The 15466-nt window shown below is 50.6% G+C and carries 15 protein-coding genes and 3 tRNA genes; 6 read left to right on the forward strand and 12 right to left on the reverse strand.

Features of this window, described 5'->3' with window-relative positions:
* Positions 1-2: 2 nt before the first annotated feature.
* Positions 3-434, reverse strand: a complete 432-nt coding sequence (locus ACVLVH_RS15700; RefSeq protein WP_101760893.1) for a MarR family winged helix-turn-helix transcriptional regulator — start codon at positions 432-434, stop codon at positions 3-5.
* Positions 435-919: 485 nt separating this feature from the next.
* Between ACVLVH_RS15700 and ACVLVH_RS15705 the strand changes: the two genes are divergently transcribed.
* From ACVLVH_RS15705 to ACVLVH_RS15715, 3 genes are all read left to right on the forward strand, one after another.
* The gene (locus ACVLVH_RS15705) at positions 920-1177 is read left to right on the forward strand and encodes a biofilm/acid-resistance regulator YmgB/AriR (RefSeq protein ID WP_008102310.1); all 258 of its coding nucleotides are present in this window, start codon (positions 920-922) and stop codon (positions 1175-1177) included.
* Positions 1178-1329: 152 nt separating this feature from the next.
* Entirely contained in the window at positions 1330-2829 is a 1500-nt protein-coding gene (locus tag ACVLVH_RS15710) for a SulP family inorganic anion transporter (RefSeq protein ID WP_192413708.1), read from the forward strand.
* Positions 2830-2994: 165 nt separating this feature from the next.
* Complete coding sequence (locus ACVLVH_RS15715; RefSeq protein ID WP_167391169.1) at positions 2995-3165, forward strand: hypothetical protein; 171 nt, start codon at positions 2995-2997, stop codon at positions 3163-3165.
* Positions 3166-3319: 154 nt separating this feature from the next.
* Here the strand turns inward: ACVLVH_RS15715 and ACVLVH_RS15720 are convergent, their stop codons facing one another.
* The 7 genes from ACVLVH_RS15720 to uvrY form a co-directional block, all read right to left on the reverse strand.
* Positions 3320-4492, reverse strand: a complete 1173-nt coding sequence (locus ACVLVH_RS15720) for a type I restriction endonuclease (RefSeq protein ID WP_192413710.1) — start codon at positions 4490-4492, stop codon at positions 3320-3322.
* 342 nt (positions 4493-4834) lie between these two features.
* Positions 4835-4920: transfer RNA gene (locus ACVLVH_RS15725), tRNA-Leu, on the reverse strand.
* Positions 4921-4931: 11 nt separating this feature from the next.
* Positions 4932-5005, reverse strand: a tRNA-Cys gene (locus tag ACVLVH_RS15730).
* Positions 5006-5047: 42 nt separating this feature from the next.
* A tRNA-Gly gene (locus ACVLVH_RS15735) sits at positions 5048-5123 on the reverse strand.
* Positions 5124-5393: 270 nt separating this feature from the next.
* Positions 5394-5942, reverse strand: coding sequence for a CDP-diacylglycerol--glycerol-3-phosphate 3-phosphatidyltransferase (pgsA, locus tag ACVLVH_RS15740; RefSeq protein ID WP_008102316.1), 549 nt, complete (start codon positions 5940-5942; stop codon positions 5394-5396).
* Positions 5943-6010: 68 nt separating this feature from the next.
* Positions 6011-7843, reverse strand: a complete 1833-nt coding sequence (gene uvrC / locus ACVLVH_RS15745; RefSeq protein WP_192234346.1) for an excinuclease ABC subunit UvrC — start codon at positions 7841-7843, stop codon at positions 6011-6013.
* Positions 7836-8495, reverse strand: coding sequence for a UvrY/SirA/GacA family response regulator transcription factor (gene uvrY / locus ACVLVH_RS15750; protein ID WP_008102320.1), 660 nt, complete (start codon positions 8493-8495; stop codon positions 7836-7838). The genes uvrC and uvrY overlap by 8 nt, the downstream gene beginning before the upstream one ends.
* 429 nt (positions 8496-8924) lie before the next feature.
* Here uvrY and ACVLVH_RS15755 point away from each other — a divergent pair, with 429 nt between their 5' ends.
* Positions 8925-9152 (forward strand): DUF2594 family protein, encoded by a 228-nt coding sequence (locus ACVLVH_RS15755; protein WP_007887303.1) that lies wholly within the window; start codon positions 8925-8927, stop codon positions 9150-9152.
* Between the two features lie 32 nt (positions 9153-9184).
* Here the strand turns inward: ACVLVH_RS15755 and ACVLVH_RS15760 are convergent, their stop codons facing one another.
* Complete coding sequence (locus tag ACVLVH_RS15760; RefSeq protein WP_192413974.1) at positions 9185-9796, reverse strand: acyl-homoserine-lactone synthase; 612 nt, start codon at positions 9794-9796, stop codon at positions 9185-9187.
* A 121-nt stretch (positions 9797-9917) separates the two neighbouring features.
* On the reverse strand, positions 9918-10640 hold the full coding sequence (locus ACVLVH_RS15765; protein WP_101760898.1) for an autoinducer binding domain-containing protein: 723 nt from the start codon (positions 10638-10640) through the stop codon (positions 9918-9920).
* A 553-nt stretch (positions 10641-11193) separates the two neighbouring features.
* Here ACVLVH_RS15765 and ACVLVH_RS15770 point away from each other — a divergent pair.
* On the forward strand, positions 11194-11868 hold the full coding sequence (locus tag ACVLVH_RS15770; protein ID WP_498949700.1) for a DUF4396 domain-containing protein: 675 nt from the start codon (positions 11194-11196) through the stop codon (positions 11866-11868).
* On the opposite strand, the gene ACVLVH_RS15775 is transcribed toward ACVLVH_RS15770, so the two are convergent.
* On the reverse strand, positions 11869-12567 hold the full coding sequence (locus ACVLVH_RS15775) for an extensin-like domain-containing protein (RefSeq protein WP_498949702.1): 699 nt from the start codon (positions 12565-12567) through the stop codon (positions 11869-11871).
* 408 nt (positions 12568-12975) lie between these two features.
* Between ACVLVH_RS15775 and cycA the strand changes: the two genes are divergently transcribed.
* The gene (gene cycA, locus ACVLVH_RS15780; protein ID WP_101760901.1) at positions 12976-14367 is read left to right on the forward strand and encodes a D-serine/D-alanine/glycine transporter; all 1392 of its coding nucleotides are present in this window, start codon (positions 12976-12978) and stop codon (positions 14365-14367) included.
* 101 nt (positions 14368-14468) lie between these two features.
* Here the strand turns inward: cycA and ACVLVH_RS15785 are convergent, their stop codons facing one another.
* Positions 14469-15443, reverse strand: a complete 975-nt coding sequence (locus ACVLVH_RS15785; protein WP_498949704.1) for a metal-dependent hydrolase — start codon at positions 15441-15443, stop codon at positions 14469-14471.
* Positions 15444-15466: the final 23 nt, after the last annotated feature.

Consider the following 15466-nt stretch of genomic DNA (forward strand, 5'->3'; position numbering starts at 1 on the left):
CGTTAAACGCTTCCCAGACGCGCGAGCAGCTGTTGCAGCACCTGTTCCGTTATCGCCAGCGATGCAGGATCGATATCCGCCAGCAACTGTGCACGTAGCGCATCGGCCTGCGTTTTCACTTCGGCAAAAGCCACGCTGCCCTGTTCAGTCAGAATCAGCAGGCGTTTGCGGCGATCTTCCGGCGGCTGCACGCGCGCCAATAGCTGCTGCTTCACCAGACGATCCACCAGCGGCACGACGCTGGCCTCTTCCAGACCAAGCAACTGCGCCAGCGCTTTTTGCGTTGGCGGCTCGGCGGCGGTTGCAACGCTGGCAATCGCCATCCAGCTGCTCATGCTCAATCCGCTCTCTTTGAGGCGACGATCAACAGCCAAACGCCACGCGTGCGCGGTGAGATGCAGCAAACGAGAAAAGGGTTGGGGATAGTCGCTCAAAACGTAGTGGCCTAATGGTTAGGTATCTAACTAAACGGGAGCGTTATTATAAGGTAAGCCGCTCGCCAATGAAAATTTTGCTTACACCTGCAAACGTAGTTGGCAGCACAAAAAATCTCCAGCTTTCTTTATCAGTTGTACAACTCACTGAAAATTTGGCGGTTTGGGCTTATTCTTGTATAGCTTTTAGAAAACATTACAAATCATAAGTAACTGTTAAATAAGGACTAGCACAAATTGCTTAAAATACAGGTTGTACAAGTTGCGCCGGATTGTATAAGTTTACGTCCCGTGAGCCAGCTGACGGCTCCGTAACGAATGATGCACTTTGCGTCGCCTCTGAAGGTGTTGTGGATTTCCACCTTCAGAGGTGTCTTTTTGCGTTGGTTGATGAGTTGGGTGTTGCGCGCCTGTCCGCGTGCAAATTTTTTTCATCATGGAGCTGAAGGCACATTGCCATCAGGCCGATCTTAAGGGCTTCACATATGCAAAACGCCGCAAACAGTAGCGCTGCCATCGCTGACTATTTCAAACTGGCCGGTAATAGCGACAGTAGTGAAATGGAAGTTTTCGGGCAGATCATCGCCGAAATCCTGCAAGCCGGTATGCCGGTTTCTAATAAAGCGATTATTGCTTCTCTGATTAACCGTCTTGAGATGGAAAGCGATGTGATTCAGCTGGATATTTATCGCCATCTGCTTGAATTGGTTGTGAATAAAACACCTGACGATCTCGCGGTCTAAAGCCGGATTCCAGGGATGGAATCACCCTCACCTGCCCCAACGCGCTAGCGTCTCACCTTATTGCCCGGTAACATCCCTTCTCGGAAAATCCTAACTGGTTACTGCCGTACCGCGACGGTATGCGCACAATAATAAAAGAGCCTGCACAATTTATGAGTCAACCAACTGAGCGCACCACTGCGGTGGAGAGCGATATCACTGTGGGGCGCGTTTTACGTTCGCCTGCCCTGCTAACCCGCGAGTGTCTGGCCGGCATTATTACCGCGCTGGCGCTGATCCCGGAAGTTATCTCCTTCTCCGTGATTGCCGGTGTCGATCCTAAAGTCAGCCTTGTGGCCTCGGTGGTGCTGTGCCTGACGCTGTCGATTTTGGGCGGTCGTCCGGCGATGGTCACCGCAGCGGCCGGTTCGGTGGCGCTGGTGATCGGCCCAATGGTGCATGCGCACGGCGTTGAATACATCCTGCCGGCGGTGATTATGGGCGGCATTATCCAGATTATCTTTGGGCTCGCTGGGTTGTCGCGCATGATGCGCTATATCCCGCGTTCGGTGATGATCGGCTTCGTTAACGCCCTCGGCGTCCTGATCTTCTTTGCGCAGGTCCCGCACGTTTGGGGACAATCCGCGTTGGTGTGGGTGCTGTTCGCCGTTACGCTGGCCATCGTGCTGCTGCTACCGAAAGTGCTGAAAAGCGTCCCTTCACCGCTGGTGGCGATTGTAGTGGTGACGGCGGTGGCGTTGCTGCTTGGCTATCGCGTACCGAACGTGGGCGATGAAGGGCCAATGACCGCCGGTTTGCCGGGCTTCACTACGCTGCTGGTGCCAATCAATCTGCACACGCTGCAAATCATCTGGCCCACCGCTTTGAGCATCGCCTTTGTGGGTTTGATGGAATCGTTGCTGACCGCCAAACTGGTGGATGACATCACCGATACGCCTTCCGCTAAACGCCGCGAATCCTGGGCGCTGGGCGTCGGCAATATTCTTGCGGGCTTCTATGGCGGTATCGCCGGTTGCGCGATGATTGGCCAAACCATCGTTAACGTCGAGCTGGGCAAAGCACGTACGCGTGTTTCTACGGTCGCGGCGGGTATCGTGCTGCTGTTATTAGTGACCGGACTGAGCCAGATTATGGCACAGATCCCGATGGTAGTACTGGCGGGCATTATGATGGTGGTAGCGGTGAAAACCGTGAACTGGCACAGCCTGCAGCCGGCTACGCTGAAACGCATGCCGTGGTCGGAAACCTTTGTGATGGTGCTGACGGTTGCTGTCACCGTGTGGACCGGCAACCTGGCGATTGGCGTGCTGGTTGGTGTGATTCTGGCGATGATGCTGTTCGCACGCCGCATCGCTCACGTCATTCACGCTGAACGCCAGCTGAGCGAGGATGGCCAACAGGTCAATTACACCGTGCGCGGCCCGCTGTTCTTTGGTAGCAGCAATGATTTGTTTGAACACTTCAATTACGGCCACGATCCAAAAACTGTCACCATCGATTTGACGCATGCGCAGATTTGGGACGCTTCCAGCGTGGCGGCCCTTGATGCTATCGAATATCGCTATCAGCGCCATGGAGCGAACGTCACCTTTATCGGGCTGGATAACCGCAGCAGCGATTTCCGCGAGCGGCTGAGTGGCAATCTGGGATAGAAATATTAGGATTGAGACGAAAAACGCCGGAAATCCGGCGTTTTTTATGGCTACTGCCGCGCTTCGCTTGCGAAATTTGCTGTCACTGACTTTGCTTAGCTCATGGTCAATCCTTTGATCTCTTTGGGATTGGTTACTCAATCGCTTAATTATAAGGAGCAGCAGATGAACGTTTTAGCAAAAGCAGCATTGGTGACGTTAACCTTGGTATCGCTGGCGGGTTGTATGCACAAGAGTGATGCGGTCGGCAACGATGGGCGCCCACATGCGCCAAGTAACCAACCGGTGCCGGGTGCCAGCGAAGGTGCAGGTCCGGTGGGACAACCGCAATCGTAATGACTTGCCCGGCTTTGCCGCCAGAATATACCTATTAAAACTGCGGAGAATGTTGTAACACATTCTCCTCATACTTAAGGCATTGGCTGGATTGTTGCCCTTTTAATAAATTGCACGTGAATATAATTCTATCTTATACAATATATCACGCAGGTTATTCTTGACTGGCTTCGCTTTCTAATTTGGCCCGTTTAAAATTATCGCCATCTTTAACAAATTCATAGCAATCCATAATTACTCCAGATATGCGTAATATATCGCTAGGTTCATTAATAGTTAGTCGCTTTCCATCAAACTCTAATCGAGCCCTTTTGATCTCATTTTTTTGCAGGTCATTAAGCTCAATAGGAAAGTTAACATATGAGCTTTTTTTATCGTAGAACCGAATTATCCATCTTGTTGTCTTACCCTCAAAAAGAATGCCGAAATAAGACTCTGTATCTTTATATCTGATGTCAGCTTCACTTCCCACGATGCTTTTTACTTTCTCAAACATATCGAGTTCGATAGCTGTGGTTATGATATTTGGATTGTCTGGGTCGATTATGTTTTCAGGCTGCTTAGCTAGCTCGGTTTGAACCTCGTCCTCAACCTCCTCGGAAGCCAGCTCCTTCTTCGATGTAGATAGACCAGACACAACCATGTCACTTACAGACTTCTCAACAGCCAGCTTAACTAAAGGCGTTATCGAATCCAGAAATCTTTGATTTAACTGCCGCTCAATATTTGATCTTGAGGCAACATACCTGACAAATTCACTATCGACATCTCTTAGACTCGCTCTGATAGTTTTAGTGAAAGCACTAAGATACACACTCTCTTCGGCAAGCGTTCTCAATGCTTCTGGTTTAAATTTGTCATAACGGAATCTAAAAAGTTGCTGAATATCTGAGTCAGATAATGAATCAATTTTAATAGTAAGAAAGGGTTTATGATCCATGATGTTTTTCTGCTTTAGATCAGTAAAAAACCGCCACTCTTTGCCATTAGTTATAGCCGAGACTGTCACTTCAGGTGTTGAATTGAAATACCTTGAAAGTTGAGGGCAATGATTTTCAATCTGTTCGTTGAATCCCTTCGCTTCAATAAACATCACCGGAACACCCTGGCAGAAGAGAGCATAATCTACTCTCTCATTAGCCTTAACACCGACGAAGTCTGCGTAATATTCCGCTTTAACTTTTGTAGGATCATAAGGTGTGAACCCAAGAATATCTAAAAGAGGCATTATCAAAGCTTGCTTTGTTGTCTCTTCAGTGGTGCAGAACTGGCCCATCGTTGCTACATGGTTTGCGTGCGAAGCTAATTTTGCAGTGAAGTTTTCCACCCTAACTCCTTGGTAGTTATGCCGAATAAGATTAAACAAAACGTTACAAATAGAAACATTACACCTAAGAAAGAAGGTTTTCAATCTTGCCGATATTAATTCGCAAAAGTTAAGAAAAATTATGATTCGCCAGACATTTGTAGCCCATTTAGGGCGTTACAGCAAAGGAGATGTTTTGAGGACAGCAACGTTTAATTTTGAGAGGTAATGGATTGAGCAGCGTTACCGTATGCAATAGAACTTGCGCATAGAAAGGTTAACAAAAAACAAAAAAACCGCCCTTAGGCGGTTACGACATTACTGCTTATTGCTTTATTTTATTCGTTTTATCGACTGCGAATATGGTGCCCGGGGCGGGACTTGAACCCGCACAGCCATAAGCCGAGGGATTTTAAATCCCTTGTGTCTACCGATTTCACCACCCGGGCAGGGTGTAAATTGGAGGCGCGTCCCGGAGTCGAACCGAGGTAGACGGATTTGCAATCCGTTGCATGGCCACTCTGCCAACGCGCCTTTAATCTGATATGTAATCCGTTGAATACGAACCACTAAATTTGGAGCGGGAAACGAGACTCGAACTCGCGACCCCGACCTTGGCAAGGTCGTGCTCTACCAACTGAGCTATTCCCGCATAATCTTCGTCTTTCAATTTGTTGCTGCGTTAGCTTCCTTCACTCACACAGGTCACTTACTGAAGTAAGCTCTCTGTGATTCGTTCAGTTGCTGCCTTGCTACAAATTGAAATACTCGATTCTGTATTTCTTCATCGAACTTGCTGATTTTGTTCAGCTTCTTGCAGGCTTGCTGCCGTTCGATGCGATGCATTCTACTTATCTGACGCAGTGAGTCAATAGAATTATCCACACACTGCGTCCGTTTGCTGCTTTTTAAATCGCATCGATCAGCTATCAAGCAAATCGCCGCGCGCTGCGCTTAAATACTGGAACATTGACCAGAACGTCAGCACGGCTGCGATGTACAGTGCGACCACACCCACGCCAACCACCGTGGCTTCTGGACGCCACAGCAAGGCAAACAGCGAGAACATCTGCGCGGTGGTTTTCACCTTGCCGATCCACGACACCGCCACGCTGCTGCGTTTGCCGATCTCCGCCATCCACTCACGCAGCGCAGAGATAATGATTTCACGCGCGATCATCGTTGCCGCAGGCAGCGTAATCCACCACGCGTGGAAATGCTCCGCCACCAGCACCAGCGCAATCGCCACCAGCACTTTATCCGCAACCGGATCGAGGAACGCGCCAAAACGCGTGGTCTGCTTCCAGCGACGCGCTAAAAAACCATCAAACCAGTCAGTAACCGCAGCAATCACAAAGATCAGTGCAGTAGCAAAGGGAGCCCATTGAAATGGCAGATAAAACGCCAGGACAAAAAAGGGAATAAGTACGACTCGAAACAGGGTAAGACACGTCGGAATGTTAAATTGCATATGCCAGTAACTGTCTGGTGTGAGTAGGGTTTCATGTATGTTGCTACATTGCCCCCCCTCTTTCAACGTTAGTGTTTCAGTGAGTAGTAGATTTTTTCCGCCAGCGCGGTGGAAATTCCCGGCACTTTAGCAATCTCGTCGACGCTGGCATTCATCAGCGGTTGCAGGCCACCCATATACTTGAGCAGCTGCTGGCGCCGTTTGGGCCCCACGCCTTCAATACTTTCCAACGCGCTGGTGTTCTTCACTTTGGCGCGTTTTTTCCGGTGACCTGAAATCGCATGATTGTGAGAGTCATCACGAATATGCTGAATCACATGCAGCGCAGGCGAGTCCGGCGGTAAGGAAACGCCCTCACCTTCCGCTTCAAAGAACAGCGTTTCCAGCCCGGCTTTACGATCGCTACCCTTCGCCACGCCGAGTAAAATCGGACGATCTTTATCCCAGGGTACATTCAACTCGGCGAAAACCTGTTTCGCCTGCGCTAACTGACCTTTACCGCCGTCGATGATGATCACGTCGGGGATTTTGTCCTCTTCCAGCGCTTTGCCGTAACGACGGCGCAGCACCTGATTCATCGCCGCGTAATCATCGCCCGGCGTGATGCCCTCAATGTTGTAGCGACGGTAATCCGAACGCAGCGGACCATCACGGTTGAACACCACGCACGACGCAATGGTCTGCTCGCCCATGGTGTGACTGATGTCGAAGCACTCCATGCGATGAATGGTGTCGAGCTCAAGGAACGTCGCCAGCGCCGCCAGACGCTGCTGAATGGTCGAATGCTGCGACAGCTTGGTAGTCAGTGCCGTTGCCGCATTGGTGCGCGCCAGTTTCAGGTAGCGTGCACGGTCACCACGCGGCTTACTTTGAATGTTCACTTTACGTCCCGCCAGCGCGCTCAGCGATTCCGCCAGCAGCTCACGTTCCGGTAGAGTAAAGTCCAGCAGAATTTCCGCCGGCAAAGTGCGCGCTTCACTGCCTTGCAGATAGAACTGCCCGACAAAGGTTTGTACCACTTCGGTCAGTTCGGTATCGGCAGGTACTTTCGGGAAGTAGCTGCGGCTGCCGAGCACTTTGCCCTGACGGATAAACAGCACGTGCAAGCAAGCCATGCCAGCATCAAAGGCCACGCCCATCACATCCAGGTCTTCACCCTGATTGGAGACAAATTGCCGCTCGGTTACGCGTCTTACCGCTTGAATCTGGTCGCGTAAAATCCCGGCCTCTTCAAAACGCAGTTCCTCACTGGCATTTTCCATGCGCTTGACCAGCTGATTAATCACCTGATCATCTTTCCCCGCGAGGAACAAACGCACGTAATCGGTTTGCTGCGCATACTCCTCTTCGCTAACCAAGCCGGAAACGCAGGGTCCAAGGCAGCGGCCAATTTGATACTGCAAACACGGGCGCGAGCGGTTGCGATACACGCTGTTTTCACACTGACGAATCGGGAATACCTTCTGCAGCAGCGCGAGGGTTTCACGCACCGCATAGCCGTTCGGAAACGGGCCAAAGTATTCGCCTTTGGCGTGCTTCGCGCCACGGTGCATCGCCAGACGCGGATGGCTATCGCCACTGAGGAAAATGTAAGGATAGGATTTGTCATCGCGCAGCAGCACGTTATAGCGCGGCTGGTAGAGCTTGATGTAGTTATGCTCCAGCAGCAGCGCTTCCGTTTCGGTGTGCGTCACGGTAACGTCGATGTTCTGGATGTTGCTGACCAGCACTTCAGTTTTGCGACTGCCCACCTGCGTACGGAAGTAGCTGGTCAGGCGCTTTTTGAGGTCTTTGGCTTTACCAACATAGATCACCGTGCCGGTCGCATCGTACATACGGTAGACGCCGGGTTGGCTGGTCACGGTGCTGAGAAAGGCTTTGGAATCGAAAACGTCACTCACTACTGATTAATGGCTCCGCATTGAACAGGCCATGTCGAATGGCCAAATGCGTTAACTCGACGTCGCCACTGATATTCAGCTTACTGAACATACGATAGCGGTAACTGTTAACGGTTTTCGGGCTGAGACTGAGTTGTTCGGAAATCTCTGTCACTTTCTGCCCGCGTGTGATCATCAGCATAATCTGCAATTCCCTTTCCGACAAACAGCTGAAGGGGGATTCGGCTTTTTGCGGTTCGATCTGGCTGAGTGCCATTTGCTGGGCAATATCCGAGGCGATATAGCGTTGCCCTGAATGCACCGAGCGAATCGCACTCACCACTTCCTGCGGCGCGGCGCCTTTACTGAGATAACCCGCTGCGCCCGCCTGCATTACCTTCGCCGGCAGTGGATTTTCAGTATGAATGGTGAGCATGATGATGCGGATATCCGGGTTAAAGCGCACAATTTTGCGTGTCGCTTCCAGGCCGCCAATACCGGGCATGTTCATGTCCATCAGCACTACGTCAACCGGATTGCTGCGGCACCATTTCACAGCGTCTTCACCGCACGCCGCTTCACCCGCAATAACGAGGCCTTTCATATCTTCCAGAATGCGGCGAATACCGGCGCGTACCAGTTCATGGTCATCAACAAGAAGCAGGCTGATCAACGGGACGTACTCCGCAGGTTAAGAAAGGGAAATATATTTCAGAACGGTCATCTTACCGGTTTTTAGGTGGAAAAAACATCTACAGTCACAGATAAATCTCAAATGAACTGATGCAAATCAATAACATTTCTTTGATCCAGCTTTTACTGCACAGGGCAATAACATGCAAAATGAGATAAGTTAAATTGTTAATAATATCATAAAGTTATAATTTATAGCTCGATTTTATTGTCGCATTCCGATCGCCTGGTAAATAACAGCTAAACGCCAATTCTGGTTGCTGACAAATAGCGCAATGCGCAATTAAAAAGCGGTCTGACTTTTACCGCTTCGCTTCATTAAAATTCATCTGAAAACCCTATGATATACTCTCTTTCTTACGCACAGGAAGAATGTGTCAACATTGAGTAATACCCCAAGGAGTCAATTATGAGTGATGAAGATTTCGCAACTTCACGAGACACGCAGGCGCTGGCCGACGAAGTCGCCTGTCTGAAAATGATGGTGACGCTGATTCTGAAAGGAATGGGTCAAGCCGATGCCGGTAAGGTGATCATCAACATGGAGCGTTATGTGCAAGCTTCGTTAGGCGATAAGCCGCAGGCGGAAGTGTTTAATAATACAATTCGTCAGATCAAAACCGCTTACCGTCAATAAGCGATGTGCCCCGCGCGAAATGCGCGGGGTATTTAGGTGTGTGATTGCCAGTTTACTGAAACACCCAGCGACGGCAGCACCTCTTCCGGGCTAAAGCGTCGCGTACCCCGATATTTCTCCGCCAGCGCCGGTTGATCAACCGGAATGCGAATGGCAAACAGATTGTCTTCAGATTGGATCAAGCCCGGTGAGAGCGGCTCGTAGACTACCTGATGCTGTTCGAACATCTTCTCAAGCATTGGCGTCGCCGAACTGATCAAATACTCCATGCCGCTCAGTTCTGCTAATTGCACCGAGTGCCACAAAATACTCAGCGGCAGCTCCGCGTCCACCTCAAGGCGCGCCGAGAAGCGCGACATTTCCCATACCTTTTCCTGATCGAAAGGCAGAATAAAACCTTCCGGCACCTCAGGTTCATGCCACGGCAACAGACGTGCGCAGCCGCAAATACCCTGACGAGCGTTCCAGGCAATCAACCAGGTGACATCCGAACGATCAAAACGATCGTACTCTTGCCCTGGCGTACTCAATCGCGGTGGAATCGACCACCCTTCGCCGCGCGCAAACACGCTATAGCGATACGTTCCCAGTTCTGCCAACAGTGAGGACGGCATATCCTTAAGCTGTGTTTGAATTACTTTCATCATGCGCCTCTGACATCCCCATGTATGCAATGATTTCTTTGAGCCAGCCTGGCAACGTTGCGCGCAGGGTAGACAACTGACACGGGAGAAGGAACTACTAAAATTAGTAGTTGCTTTTTCGCTATATCAGGCCAACCGCAGCGGCATAACAGGCAATCTGCGTTTTATTGGAAACATTAAAACGCTTTTGCATATTCTTTTGGTGAAAATTCACCGTATGTTCAGATATGGCTAAAATAAGTGAAATTTCCGCCGACGTTTTTCCTTCCGCGGTCCATTTCAGGATTTCTAATTCACGCTGACTAAAATCGTTAGATAAAACGACCATAGAATCGTCATTCAAACGCTCCAACACGCGCAAACTCAGTTCCGCCAGAAGATGCAGTTTCACCTCAAGCTCTATGCGCAAGTGTTGGGTCTTACTGTGAAGTGTCGATGCAATAGATAATATACCAATGGTACGATTTGGTGCCATTGCTGAGCAGGAAAAGCCGCTCATTAATCCCGCGGCGTTGGCTTCTGCCCACAAATTACCCGCACCGGTAAATAAATCGCGCGTCCATTCAACACCCCGTCCCGGCCGCTGACAGAGTAATAGCACCGGATCGACCTTATAATAGTTCTCGCTTTCGTAGCGTTTTACCCAGCCTTCCGGGTATGTACTGAACAAAAACAAGCGCGGCCGGGTAAAGGGCACCGGATGCTGAACCAAAAAAGCGAAGTAATCGAAACCCAGCTTTTCAATCTGCTGTTGCAACAGGGATTTCAATTGCGTCACTTGCGTTAGCGCCAGAAATTCATTTTCCATTTCGCCTCGCCAGACGAAATAATTATCGGTCGTCATTATTGCCTTAGCGCTGTTTCACGCTTTTACATTCTGAAATTAGTTCGTGTTAACGCAAAAAATAAATTAGCCAGACAAAAAATATTGATTGAAAAAGGAGCAAATTTGCCAGCAGCTAGCATAACTCTTCTACTGTCAATGCGTTAACGTAATGAAAATGTGTAAGTTCACGTTAATTGTTAACAGGTTCACAAGTTTAATTCCTCAGCAGATTAGAATAGGATTTTTCTGAAGTAGTTTCAATCACCCAGTTGATTGAAAATGATCGTTAGATTGATAAATTTTTAGCATCGTCATTAACTAAAATTATTGATGCAAAAAGCAGATTGTTTTGCTGTGAAAGGGGTTTGTACGGTGAATGAGTTTTGACTTAATGTTAATCCCACCTATTTCTGCGGTTAAGATAATACATTAAGTAATGATGTGATTTCTCTCACGCTGATTAACGGCTACGCTTAATGCTAGCGGAGTGAAAAGATGCATTGGAAGACAGTGCTGCAGTAAGGCTCAGGCGCATTGTCGCATGTAGGTGGGAAACTTAGCGGAACTGACTATGTTGAACCAGTTTGCATTACCTTTCCTTGTTCTGGGCGTCTGCACTGCCCTGATGATTTTAAAAGATCTTTTTCGCCATCCACATCCGGTGGCGGTGATGAATATCATTTGGCCATTAACCGGTTTGTATATGCCTTTTATTGGCTGGTTCGTCTGGTGGTACTTAGGCCGTAAACCATCACAACAGCAAAAACTTGCGCTGTTGGTTTCACAAAAAATACGCAGTAACGCCAGCTGGCAAACTATATTTATTTCCACGTCATTATCCGCAGCGGCTTGTATATTTGGCGATATAATGACAATCCCGATAGTCACTTTACTAAAACAATTTGCCATTGATCCGACGATAGGCATGCAGGCGCTTATTTGCGTTATCGCTTCATTGTTTATGGGATTACTTTTTCAATTTCTGGCGATTCGCCAACGTGAAAAACATTCATTTGGCAGCGCATTATTATTGGCGTTAAAAACCGAAATTTTCCCCCTGCTTATTTTTCAATTAGGTATTTTTATCTTTATGGCGTTGGCCCTAAAGTTTGTGCTGAACGAGCAGGTCAACCCGCTGGTGGCGGCATTCTGGTTTATGCTGCAATTGGCCATAATGACTGGCTTTATTTTCTCCTGGCCGGCTAATCATTTCCTGATAAAACGTGGGCTTAATCCTGCGGTATAGCTAACGGCAGTAACCCGAACCGCGCATGCCAAGATGAAAATGGCTGGCATGCGCGGCGTTATAATCGGGCCCCAGCGCATTACCGAACGTCGCACAGCCGTTACGCCACAGCGCATGCAGTCCAGCCGCCGCATCCTCTGGCTGTTGCCAGTTTTTTCCTACCTGCAACCAACGCCCATTTGCCAGCTGAAATCCGGTAATATCCCAGGCATCGGCGCTGGCGTGCTCACTCAAACGCCCTTCCTGACGATGATAAATATTGCGACAGGCGTAGCTGCCAACATGGGCAATGCGTTTCAGCGGACTGTTGAAACCGGCCTGACGCAATGCGCTGTCGCTGTTAATCACAAACATGGTACTGGCCACCGCCATCGGACAGCTGGCGAGAAAACTGCTGCTCAGCGTGACGTCACCGTAGCCGCTGATGCGTAGCGGCTGCTCAATCGGGCAATTCCCTTGCATTGGCGGCACGGCACGAAACTGCACCAGCCGCTGTTCACTGGCTTGCCGCATCACCGCCAGGCAGGCAGCCGGATCGCCACTCAGCTTTTTTAGCTTGTAACGCGTCATCCAACCGGGCGGATCGGTAACGTTGAGCGGTGTAAAGGGGTTCCACTGAGGCGGCAGATGCGTTTTCAACCACGGCAAACTAAACCAGCCGCATACAGCCAGCAACGCGACGGCGAACAGAGTGCGCACAATGCCTCACTTTTCCTGATGAAATGAACTAATAAGTGTAGAAGTCAAGCGCGCGGAAAGTGACGTAAATCGCTTAATTGTTGAAGATTTACGCAAAATGACTGCGTTTTAAACTCTGTAAATAATTACTGACAGAGCAAAGCACGTAAAAGGTCACAAAGGGGGAAAAACCATTACCGAAACGGGTTGGCTTTCCACTATCTTATGCCACTTGCCTGGACAAAGGCTCATAACGAATGCCCTAAATAATGTGAGCCGCAGAAAGGCGGCAAGAGTGTGAATCATGGGGAGCTTAATTTAGTCAGTTCCTGGGGTGAACACGCGTAGCCAACGCATCTGCGGCTTGAAGTATGACGGGCAAAACAGCCAATAGAGCTGACACAACATCTCGACAGGAAAGAAAAATTTATGGTTGATCAATCAAAAGAGGCGCTCGCTACGGCCGAACAGCCGGATAAACTCCAGCGTAACCTGCATAATCGTCACATTCAGTTAATTGCTATCGGTGGCGCCATCGGCACCGGGTTGTTTATGGGTTCGGGTAAAACCATCAGCCTCGCGGGCCCGTCGATCATTTTCGTCTACATGATCATTGGCTTTATGCTGTTCTTCGTCATGCGCGCCATGGGCGAACTGCTGTTGTCCAACCTCGAATACAAATCCTTTAGCGATTTCGCTGCCGATTTACTCGGTCCGTGGGCGGGCTATTTTACCGGCTGGACGTACTGGTTCTGTTGGGTGGTGACCGGCATTGCCGACGTGGTGGCCATCAGCGCCTATTTCCAGCTGTGGTTCCCGGACTTCTCCATCTGGATGAGCGCCCTGCTGTGCGTCTTTGTCTTCCTGGCATTGAATATCGCTACGGTGAAGCTGTTTGGTGAGATGGAGTTCTGGTTCGCGATTATCAAAATCGTCGCCATTGTGGCGCTGATCATCACCGGCATTGTGCTGGTGAGCATGCATTATCCGTCGCCGAACGGTGGCACCGCGTCCCTGAGCAACATCTGGGATCACGGTGGCATGTTCCCGAAAGGCTTGAGCGGCTTCTTTGCCGGCTTCCAGATTGCGGTTTTCGCCTTTGTCGGCATTGAGCTGGTCGGCACCGCGGCGGCAGAAACCAAGGATCCGCACAAAGTTCTGCCGCGTGCAATTAACGCCATTCCGCTGCGCATTATTATGTTTTACGTGCTGGCGCTGATGGTGATTATGGCGGTAACGCCGTGGAATCAGGTGCTGGCGAATCGCAGCCCGTTCGTTGAGATGTTTGTGCTGATCGGCTTGCCTGCCGCCGCCAGCATCGTCAATTTCGTGGTGCTGACCTCCGCCGCCTCGTCCGCCAATAGCGGTATCTTCTCCACCAGCCGCATGTTGTTCGGCCTGGCGGAACAAGGCGTGGCGCATAAAGCCTTTGGTCGCCTCTCGGCGCGTGCGGTGCCAACCACTGGCCTGTTCTTCTCTTGTCTGTGTCTGCTGGCGGGTGTGGCGCTGATCTACCTGATTCCGGATGTGATGACGGTATTCACCATGGTCACCACGGTGTCGGCAATTCTGTTTATGTTCGTCTGGACCATCATCCTGTGCAGCTATCTGGCGTATCGTAAGCAGCATCCACAGCGTCATGCTGAATCAAAGTTCAAAATGCCGCTGGGCAAGTTTATGTGCTGGGTATGCATGGCGTTCTTCGCCTTTGTGCTGGTGCTGCTGACGCTGCAGGAAGATACCCGTCAGGCGCTGATGGTCACGCCGCTGTGGTTTGTGATGCTGACCATGGGCTGGTTGTTACGTCGTCGTAAAGCCTGATTTATCACGGCTACATTAAGGCTGCCTTTTGAAAGAAAGTGCAGCCTTTTTCTTTTCTGACAGAAAGCGCACCTCATTAACAAACACGCTTCACCACGAAGTCACAATCTCTCCCGCAGCTTACGCCACGCCTCACCCAATGCAGGACGCACCGAAGGCTCTCGCTGTGGTGCTAGCTCCGGCGACTGCGGTGATCCCAGATTAAAGGTAAAGGTGTAACTCGGCTCCTCCCCCATCCTTAAATCGCTGATCAACGTGCGATCGCCCTCCTGCTTCATTGCGTAAAACCCATGACTAAACCACGCTACACGCTCGGCGTGCCATTGCCCTTTGAACGGCGCAAACAGCGCGGGTTGACGATCGTGCCAGCTTATCTGCAGCGAACGCTCCGGTGACAACAGCGACCAATAAGCTTCGCCGTAACGCTCTGGCGTCATGATCACCGTGCGCCACACCAGCGTATTAAACGCGGTCGGCGTCACCAGCAGTTGCTCCGGCTGCACTGATTGCTGCGCCAGCGCTTGCTCAATGTGCTGCGTCGCGATGCTTTGTGCCACCATGCTCCAGCCGAGATAGAGCGTACTCACCAATAATCCCGCCTGATTCCAGCGCAAGCCCACAGCATCGCGTCGCCACAGGGCGACGAGCAGCGCAATCAGCAACGGCAAGGTATACAACGGATCGATGATATACATGCTGCCAATGGCATAAGGGAAATCGGTGAGCGGCAGGCCCAGCTGCGTACCGTAAACGGTGGTGAGATCCAGCAGCGGATGCGTCACCAGCGCCAGCCACATCGCCAGCGTCCAGCCGCGCCAGTGCGCGCGACTGCGTGTCGCACCGGCCACCAGCCAGCCGAGCAGCGGTGCAATTAAGGTGAGGATTATCAGCGCATGACTTTCGGTGCGATGCAGCGTCATATTGCGGATGGCATCGCCGTGATCGATAAACACGTCGAGATCCGGCAAGGTGCCCGCCACCGCGCCCACCAGCGCCGCTTGCCACAGCGGGACGCGCTTGCCCATCACCGCAACGGTGACCGCCGCGCCTAACGTCAGTTGTGATAACGAATCCATGCACTCTCCTTGAAAACGCGGGA

Source organism: Kluyvera sp. 1366 (assembly GCF_054823405.1).

What these genes read in the sequence shown, in the direction of transcription:
- ACVLVH_RS15705 (WP_008102310.1), top strand. Translation starts at nt 920, where the DNA reads ATGCAAAACGCCGCAAACAGTAGCGCTGCCATCGCTGACTATTTCAAA.
- pgsA (WP_008102316.1), bottom strand. Translation starts at nt 5,942, where the DNA reads ATGCAATTTAACATTCCGACGTGTCTTACCCTGTTTCGAGTCGTACTT.
- ACVLVH_RS15770 (WP_498949700.1), top strand. Translation starts at nt 11,194, where the DNA reads ATGTTGAACCAGTTTGCATTACCTTTCCTTGTTCTGGGCGTCTGCACT.
- ACVLVH_RS15755 (WP_007887303.1), top strand. Translation starts at nt 8,925, where the DNA reads ATGAGTGATGAAGATTTCGCAACTTCACGAGACACGCAGGCGCTGGCC.
- cycA (WP_101760901.1), top strand. Translation starts at nt 12,976, where the DNA reads ATGGTTGATCAATCAAAAGAGGCGCTCGCTACGGCCGAACAGCCGGAT.
- ACVLVH_RS15760 (WP_192413974.1), bottom strand. Translation starts at nt 9,796, where the DNA reads ATGAAAGTAATTCAAACACAGCTTAAGGATATGCCGTCCTCACTGTTG.
- ACVLVH_RS15715 (WP_167391169.1), top strand. Translation starts at nt 2,995, where the DNA reads ATGAACGTTTTAGCAAAAGCAGCATTGGTGACGTTAACCTTGGTATCG.
- ACVLVH_RS15765 (WP_101760898.1), bottom strand. Translation starts at nt 10,640, where the DNA reads ATGACGACCGATAATTATTTCGTCTGGCGAGGCGAAATGGAAAATGAA.
- ACVLVH_RS15710 (WP_192413708.1), top strand. Translation starts at nt 1,330, where the DNA reads ATGAGTCAACCAACTGAGCGCACCACTGCGGTGGAGAGCGATATCACT.
- ACVLVH_RS15785 (WP_498949704.1), bottom strand. Translation starts at nt 15,443, where the DNA reads ATGGATTCGTTATCACAACTGACGTTAGGCGCGGCGGTCACCGTTGCG.